The sequence below is a fragment of the Streptomyces sp. NPDC058678 genome (assembly GCF_042714835.1).
GTDB lineage: Bacteria > Actinomycetota > Actinomycetes > Streptomycetales > Streptomycetaceae > Streptomyces.
In genome coordinates this window covers 1-8,014 of sequence record NZ_JBHXSG010000145.1, presented here as the reverse complement: position 1 = coordinate 8,014, position 8,014 = coordinate 1, and the positions used below count along the sequence as shown (strand labels likewise).

Here is an 8,014-nt window from a genome sequence, read left to right as displayed (position 1 = left end):
CCTGCACACCTACAACCACCACCGCTGCCACACCGCACTCGGAGGCAAGCCACCCATCAGCCGTGTGAACAACGCTGCGGGTCAATACACCTAGGCCTTCGCGGGCCGGCGGACCCGCTTCCACAGACTCGGCGCCGCGCTGATCACCACGGTGAGCGCGACCGCCGCCAGCACGCCCTGCCAGGGCTCGCTGAACAGCGATCCCCCCAGGATCCCGATCAACTGGTAGGTCACCGCCCAGGCCAGACAGGCCGGGAGGTTGCCGCGGGCGAAGCGGCGCATCGGCCACTTCGCCATCAGACAGGCCAGCATGACCGGGATCCGGCCGGCCGGCACCAGCCGGGACAGCACCAGGACCGCCACCCCGTGACCGGCCAGTTTGGCCTGGGCCTGGGTGAGCCGGTCCTCGGGCGCACGCGAGCGGATCGCCTCCAGCCAGCGCGAGCCGTTCTTCGACCGCATGCCGCGCCGCCCCAGCCAGTACAGGGTGATGTCACCGAGGAACGCGGCCGCCGAGGCCGTCACGAACACCAGCGCCAGTGCGAACGGCGCCGTCTGGTGAAAGGCCACCACGGCCGCCGAACTCACCAGCGCCCCCGTCGGCACCACCGGCACCAGCGCCCCGAGCAGCACCAGCACGAACAGCGTCGGATAGCCGATCGCCTGCTGGGTGGACTCCGGCGTCACACCGGTCGAGACGGCCGCGAGCCACGTCACCGGGCAGCCTCCAGCCGCACACTCTCCCCGTGGTCCAGCCGGTGCACCGCCACCCGCGGTGCCCGCTCCGCCGCGAGGCGCACGAACTCGTCGCCCGGCGTGTGGAACTCGTGCGGGCGCACCGCGTCCATCCCGATCGGCCAGTACGTGCCGTAGTGCACGGGCACCGCACTGCGCGGCGCCAGCCGGGCCAGCGCCTGCGCGGCCCGCCCCGCGTCCAGGTGCCCCTCGCCGAGGTAGGGGCCCCATCCGCCCACCGGCAGCAACGCCACGTCGACCGGACCGACCTCCTTCGCCATCTCGTCGAACAGACCGGTGTCCCCGGCGAAGTACGTACGGCCCTCACCCTCCACGACGAAGCCGAGGGCGGGGGAGTGGTGCGGCCCGAGCGGCAGCCGCCTGCCGTCGTGCCGGGCCGGCACGACCCGGACCAGCAGGTCGCCGATCCTCGTCTCGTCCCCGGGAGCCACCTCGCTCACCCTCAGATGCGCGAGCCGGCGCAGCCCCGGCACCGACCGTGGTGCGCCCCGGGGCACGAGCAGGCGCGTGCCCGGTGCCAGCCGCGCCAACGAGGGGACGTGCAGATGGTCGGCGTGCAGATGGGACACCAGCGCGACGTCCGCGCGCCAGGCGCCGGGCGGCGGCAACGCCCCGCGACGGCGCCGCAGATGAGCGAGACGGCGGGCGAATAGAGGGTCGGTGAGCACACGTACGTCCGAATCCGTGACCGTGCAGGTGGCGTGACCCCACCAGGTGATCTCCACCGGCACCTCTTTGCCTCCTTCGCGCGACTCCCCCGAAGCCTACGGGCAGGAGTAGGGTCGGCGGCGAAACCCGGAGGTGAGGGGGGACTCCATGGGAGAGGTTCGCGGTGCCTCGGGCACGCGCCCGCCGTTGCGTGTCACGGCGATCGCCAGTCTGACGCCCCTGGAGGCGCTCGACGACGACCCCTTCCTGGTGGACTCCCGCAGCCAGCACGCGATGTGCGCCCGCTGGGCCGCCGAACGCGGCCACGTCGTCACCCGGGAACTCCTGGTGTGCGGGCTCCGGCCCGACCACGGCGTCCTGTGGGAGGGCGTCCGGCCCGGCCGCGACGTGTTCGTCGCCCCGAGCCTGCGCGTCCTGCGCAGCGCCCTGTCGTCGGTCGACGAGTTCACCGCCGAGTGCGCGCGCCGCGGGGTGCGGGTCGAGACGGTCGGGCGCGCGGAGCCGTCGTACGACGCCCAGATGAAAGCCCGGGTGCACCGGAGACTGTCCATGCCGACAGCCGGGTACGACGGGCGCTAGGGGGCTCTGATGGATCACCGCGGCGTCGCGACGCCCGGCACGCCCTCTCGCCGCACCGGGCAAAAGCCCTAGTAGCTCCGCTACGAGGACTCCCGCCCGGCACGCCGAGAGCACGCACCGAACGCCGCTCCTTCTCCCGCGGAGATCCATCAGAAGCCCCCTGGCCCGCTGAGCAGGCCGCTCGGACGGACCCGTATGACAGGCTTGCCCCGGGCCCGCACCGATGACGGGCCGGGCCGGGACGTGAGGTGTGCTGGGCGTGCGTGGAGGGCGTTGGCGGCGGGTCGCCAGTCAGATCGGGCGGAGCGTCGCGGTGTGGGCCGTCTCCACCCTCACGATGCTCGTCCTGGCAGGCATCCTGCCGGACTTCCGGCTGCAGTCCCCCGACGGCGACAGCGCCACCCGCATCGCCGTCACCGCCGCGTTCGGGGCGGGCGCCTTCGGTCTGCTGTCGGCCCTGTTCTGGCCCCTCCTGGTGCGCCTGCTGCTGCTCGTGCCCGCGCTGGTGCTGGGCCTGCTGGTCTTCTTCCTCAACGGCGCGCTGCTGCTGCTCGCCCTGCGGCTGAACCCGGCCGAGCAGGGTGACGCCGCTCCGGAGACCGCGGTCGTCGTCGCCGCCGTGATGTCGGCCGTCGCCTCGGCCACCGGCGCCACCCTGGCCGTGCGCGACGACGACGCCTACCGGCGCCGCCTGTACCGCCTCGCCGACCGCCGCCGCAGAGGCGGCGGCCCGGCCTGCCCGGCCAGCCCCGGCACCGTCTTCATACAGCTCGACGGCGTCGGCCACGACATCCTGCTCGACGCGGTCGGCCGGGGCCTGATGCCCACCGTCGCCCGCTGGCTCGGCAACAGCGACAACGGCAACGCCGGCGGGGGCGGGGGCCGACGCCGGCCCACCCACCGGCTCAACCCCTGGCGCACCGACTGGTCCAGCCAGACCGGCGCCAGCCAGCTCGGCATCCTGCACGGCAGCAACCACGACGTGCCAGCCTTCCGCTGGTACGAGAAGGACCGCGGCGAGGTCATGGTCTGCAACCGCCCCACCAGCGCCGCCGAACTCCAGCGCCGCGCCGTCGAGGCCACCGGCGACGGCGGCCTCCTCGGCGCCGACGGTGCCAGCCGCGGCAACCTCTTCTCCGGCGGCGCCGACGAACAGGCCCTCGTGCTGTCCATCGCGACCCGCCGCCGCAGCCGCGAGAACCGCTCCAGGGCGGGCTACTTCGCCTACTTCTCCGACCCGGCCAACGCCGTGCGCACCGCCATGTCCTTCGTCGCCGAAGCCGGCCGCGAGATCGGCCAGTCCACCCTCGCCCGCACCCGCAAGGTCCGCCCGCGCGTGGGACGCGGCGGCCTCTACCCCTTCATCCGCGCCTTCGCGACCGTCGTCGAACGCGACGTCGTCGTCGCCGCGGTCACGGGCGACATGCTCGCCGGCCGCACCGCCGTCTACGCCGACCTCGTCGCGTACGACGAAGTGGCCCACCACTCCGGGCCCACCAGCCGCGACGCCCTCAAGGTCCTCGAACGCCTCGACCGCTCCCTCGCCCTGATCGAGAACGTCACCGAGCACGCCCCCCGCCCGTACCGCATCGTCGTCCTGTCCGACCACGGCCAGAGCCCCGGCGAGACCTTCCGCACCCGCTACGGCCTCACCCTCGGCGACCTGGTCCGGGCCGGCTGCGGACTGCCCGTGCCCCGCAAGGCGCGGCGCACCCACAGCGGTGCCGAGGCCCGCGCGGCCGTACGCACCGCACTGCACCGGCCCGTCGAGGAGGGCGGCGAACAGTACGGCCCCTCCGGCCCCCGCTCGGAGCCCATCGTGCTGGCCTCCGGCAACCTCGGCCTGGTCTCCTTCCCGGACGTACCGCACCGGATGAGCAAGGAGGAGATCGACGCCCGCCACCCCGCCCTGCTGACGACCCTCGCCAACCACCCCGGCATCGGCTTCCTGCTCGTGCGCAGCGAGGAGCACGGCGGAGTCGTCCTCGGCCCGTTCGGCACCGAGATCCCCCTGGACGAACTCGACGACAACCCCGGCCCGCTCGCCGACTTCGGGCCCGGCGCCGCCGACGCCGTCCGCCGCACCCACTCCTTCCCGCACACAGCCGACATCATGGTCAACTCCTGGTACGACCCCGCCGACGGCGAAGTCCTCGCCTTCGAGGAACAGATCGGCTCGCACGGCGGCCTCGGCGGCGCCCAGGGCAAGGCCTTCCTGCTGTCGCCGCTCGCCCTGTCCGCACCCGCCGAGGACGGCACGCACCTCGCCGGAGCCGAACACATCCACCGGGTGCTGCGCCGCTGGCTGCGCGAGACGGACGGCCCCCAAGTACCGCTGACGGCGCGCCAGGACCGACGCGCCGCCTGAACCCCCGCCCTCCCGGCGCCGGTCACCCCGCGCAACTGCCCGCGCCCCACCCGAAGGCGGCTGCGGTGGTACACCGCCGACGCCGGCCCCCGGAAAATGGGCTGCGCCCGCCGACCGCCGCACCCACACTGTTCGCACCGGACGCCGCACACCGGCGCGCCCTCCTCGAACATCCCCCAGGAGCCCCTACTTGCAGGCAGCCGTCACCGTCACGCCCTCCCGCCTCCCCGAACTGCTGCTGGGCCTCGCCACCGTGCGGCCGGTCTTCGTCTGGGGCGCCCCCGGCATCGGAAAGTCCTCCCTGGTACGGGACTTCGCCGACTCACTGGGCCTCGAGTGCGTGAGCCTGCTCGGCACCCAGCTCGCCCCCGAGGACCTCATCGGCGTCCCCCAGATCCGGGACGGCCGCTCGGTGTTCTGCCCGCCCGAGACCATCGCCCGCGACGAGCCGTACTGCCTGTTCCTGGACGAGCTGAACGCGGCCACACCGGACGTGCAGAAGGCGTTCTACTCGCTGATCCTGGACCGCCGTGTCGGCACCTACGAACTCCCCGAGGGCTCCATCGTCATCGGCGCCGGCAACCGCGCCACCGACAACGCCCTCGCCCGTCCCATCGCCTCCGCCCTCGTCAACCGCCTCACCCACGTGCACCTGGAGGCCTCCGCCAAGGACTGGCTCGTCTGGGCCGCGGGCAACGGCATCCACCCGTGGATCCTCGACCACCTCACCGACCGGCCCGACCACCTGTGGTCCAAGCCGCCGAAGACCGAGGAACCGTTCTCCACGCCCCGCTCCTGGCACATGCTCTCCGACGCCCTGCACTCCTTCGGCCAGGGCCTCGACGAGGGCACCCTGAAGGTGCTGGCCCACGGCACTCTCACACCCGCGCACGCGACCGCGTTCTGCGGCTACGTCAAGATCGTGCGCAGCCGCTTCGGCATCGAGGCGATCCTCAAGGGCGACGCCCGCTGGCCGAACCGCCTCGAGGACCGCGACCTGCTCTACTACCTCGCCGAGTCCTTCCGCGGCCGTCTCGTCAAGGAACTGCCGGCGAGCAAGGACCACATGTCGGCCAACGGCCGCCAGACCGCCTACCGGGCCAAGTCACTGCTCGTGCAACTCGCCGAGATCTCCGTCGAGATCGCCCAGAGCGTTATCGCCTCCGACAACGACGGCAACCCCCTCCTGCCCGCCTGGTTCCTCATCGAGGCGGCCCGCGACATGCCCCGGCTGGTGGAGGCCCGCAGATGAGCCGCGGCCGCAAGCAGCCCGCCCCCAAGAGAGACCCGGCCGCCGAGGCATGCGCCGAGGGCCTGCGGCTGGTGCGGGCGAACCCGGCGCTCGCCGCGATCGACGCCACGACCTGCCGCGACGAGGAGTGCGAACTGGCTCCCCGGGACGGCCTCGCCCGCGTCACCTCCAACGGCCGAGTGCACCTGCACCCCACCCGCCTCGCCGAGCCAGACGCCTGGGCCTGGGCCATCGCCCACGCCCTCCTCCACCTCGGCTTCGGCCACGTCCCCGCCGCCCACGGCGAGCGCGTCCAGCCCGACCGCCACGACCTCGCCGCCCGCTGCACGGTCGTCAACCGCTTCCTGCTGACCTCCCCCGTCGGCCGGGCCCCGGACCGTCTGCCGCCGTCCTACCCCGGCGGTGACGAGGAGCAACTCGCCGCCGGCTGGCGGCGAGCGGGCATCCCGGGCGCGTACGAGCACTGCGGTACGGCGGGCCAAGAGGCCGACCAGCTCCTCGTGCCCTGGAGCAAGTGGGACCCGCACGTGCCGGACTGGCAGGCGGCGTTCGCGACCGCCCTGACCCGCACCATGTCCACCGCCCTCGACCTGGCGGGCGGCCGCCGCGACTCCATGACCGGCGGCCCCACCCGGCTGCGCCCCTGGGAACGGGCCCTGAGCTGGTTCGTGTCCTCCTACCCGCTGCTCGGCGGCATCGCCGCCGGCATCACCCTCATCGCCGACGCCGAAGTCGCCCGCGCCCACGACATCTCCGTCGCCGCGGTGAACGCCGAGGCGGGTGAGATCTACGTCAACCCGCTGCGCGAACTCGACGACGAGGAATGGCGGTTCGTCCTCGCGCACGAGATGCTGCACGCGGCCCTGCGGCACGGTGACCGCTGCGGCACCCGCGACCCGTACCTCTTCAACGTCGCCTGCGACTACGTCATCAACGGCTGGCTGACCGAGATGCAGGTCGGCACCATGCCCGCGGGGCTGCTGTACGACCCGGAACTCTCCGCCCTTTCCGCGGAGGAGGTCTACGACCGCATCGCCGTCGACCTGCGGCGGATGCGCCGTCTGTCCACGCTGCGCGGCAAGGGCCGCGGCGACATCCTGGGCGGCCCGCTCCGCCCGACCGGCGCCTCGGTCGACCTCGACGAGTTCTACCGGCGCGGCCTCGCCCACGGCCTCGACCTGCACCAGGGGCAGGACCGCGGGTTCCTGCCCGGCGGCCTGGTCCAGGAGATCCGCGCGCTCAGCCATCCCCCACTGCCCTGGGACGCCCGACTCGCCCGCTGGTTCGACGAGTTCGTGCCCCGCCCGGAGCCCGTACGGTCGTTCGCGCGCCCCTCCCGCCGTCAGGCGGCCACGCCCGACATCCCGCGCGCGGGACGCCACTTCCCGCCCGAGGAGATCGCCCGTTGCACGTTCGGCGTCGTCCTCGACACCTCCGGCTCCATGGACCGGGTCCTGCTCGGCAAGGCGCTGGGCGCGATCGCCTCGTACGCGGAGGCCCGTGACGTACCGGCCGCCCGGGTCGTGTTCTGCGACGCCGCCCCGCACGACGCCGGCTATCTGCCGGTCACGGACATCGCGGGCCGGGTGCGGGTGCACGGCCGCGGCGGCACCGTGCTGCAGCCCGGCATCGACCTGCTGCACCGCGCGGACGACTTCCCGCCCGCCGCTCCGGTCCTGGTGATCACCGACGGCTGGTGCGACGTCCTGCGGGTGCGGCGCGAGCACGCCTACCTCATCCCGCAGGGGGCGCGGCTGCCGTTCAGCGCCCGCGGGCCGGTCTTCCGGGTGAGCTGAGCCGGAGTGTGATCGTATGGAGTCCGAAACCCGGTTCCGGGACCATAGGAAAGGAATGACCGTGGCTACCACGCGCTCCGCACACACCGTATGGGAAGGCAACCTGCTCGAGGGCAACGGAGTCGTCACCTTCGACTCCTCCGGCGCCATCGACCAGCAGCCGGTGACGTGGGCTGCTCGCACGCAGGAGGCGAACGGCAAGACCAGCCCCGAGGAGCTGATCGCGGCCGCCCACTCCAGCTGCTTCTCCATGGCGTTCTCGCACGCCCTGGCCGGGGCCGGCACCCCGCCCACCAAGCTCGTCACCTCCGCCGACGTCACCTTCCAGCCGGGAGAGGGCATCACCGGCATCCACATCACCGTCGAGGGCACCGTGCCCGGCCTGGACGAGGACGGCTTCGTCGCCGCCGCCGAGGACGCCAAGGTGAACTGCCCCGTCAGCCAGGCCCTGAAGGCCGTACCGATCACCCTGTCCGCGAAGCTCGCCTGACCGGACCGGCACACCACGACCGTGGGGGGGGGGGCGCCCGCCGCGGGGGGGCCGGGGAGGGGGGGTTTGGGTGTCTGGGGCGTGGGGTTAAAATTGAGGGGGAT

Annotated in this window: 7 protein-coding genes; 5 read left to right on the top strand and 2 right to left on the bottom strand. The window is 73.3% G+C overall.

The genetic code is table 11. From position 1 onward, the window contains the following. Positions 1-90: 90 nt before the first annotated feature. Complete coding sequence (locus ACFWWR_RS47945) at positions 91-717, bottom strand: DedA family protein (protein WP_383878214.1); 627 nt, start codon at positions 715-717, stop codon at positions 91-93. Continuing rightward, the gene (locus ACFWWR_RS47940; RefSeq protein WP_383878212.1) at positions 714-1,487 is read right to left on the bottom strand and encodes an MBL fold metallo-hydrolase; all 774 of its coding nucleotides are present in this window, start codon (positions 1,485-1,487) and stop codon (positions 714-716) included. The genes ACFWWR_RS47945 and ACFWWR_RS47940 overlap by 4 nt, the downstream gene beginning before the upstream one ends. Positions 1,488-1,572: 85 nt before the next feature. Here ACFWWR_RS47940 and ACFWWR_RS47935 point away from each other — a divergent pair, with 85 nt between their 5' ends. The 5 genes from ACFWWR_RS47935 to ACFWWR_RS47915 all read left to right on the top strand — a co-directional run bounded on the left by ACFWWR_RS47935 (position 1,573) and on the right by ACFWWR_RS47915 (position 7,910). Then, positions 1,573-2,004 carry a hypothetical protein gene (locus ACFWWR_RS47935; protein WP_383878210.1) on the top strand — a complete coding sequence of 144 codons (432 nt, stop codon included), beginning with the start codon at positions 1,573-1,575 and terminating at the stop codon, positions 2,002-2,004. Between the two features lie 259 nt (positions 2,005-2,263). Then, positions 2,264-4,372 carry a phage holin family protein gene (locus ACFWWR_RS47930; protein ID WP_383878208.1) on the top strand — a complete coding sequence of 703 codons (2,109 nt, stop codon included), beginning with the start codon at positions 2,264-2,266 and terminating at the stop codon, positions 4,370-4,372. 190 nt (positions 4,373-4,562) lie between these two features. Beyond that, positions 4,563-5,624, top strand: a complete 1,062-nt coding sequence (locus ACFWWR_RS47925) for an ATP-binding protein (protein WP_383878206.1) — start codon at positions 4,563-4,565, stop codon at positions 5,622-5,624. Then, positions 5,621-7,420: a hypothetical protein gene (locus ACFWWR_RS47920; protein WP_383878204.1), complete on the top strand. Its 1,800-nt coding sequence runs from the start codon at positions 5,621-5,623 to the stop codon at positions 7,418-7,420. The genes ACFWWR_RS47925 and ACFWWR_RS47920 overlap by 4 nt, the downstream gene beginning before the upstream one ends. Before the next feature lie 61 nt (positions 7,421-7,481). Further along, positions 7,482-7,910, top strand: a complete 429-nt coding sequence (locus ACFWWR_RS47915) for an OsmC family protein (RefSeq protein WP_383878202.1) — start codon at positions 7,482-7,484, stop codon at positions 7,908-7,910. Positions 7,911-8,014: the final 104 nt, after the last annotated feature.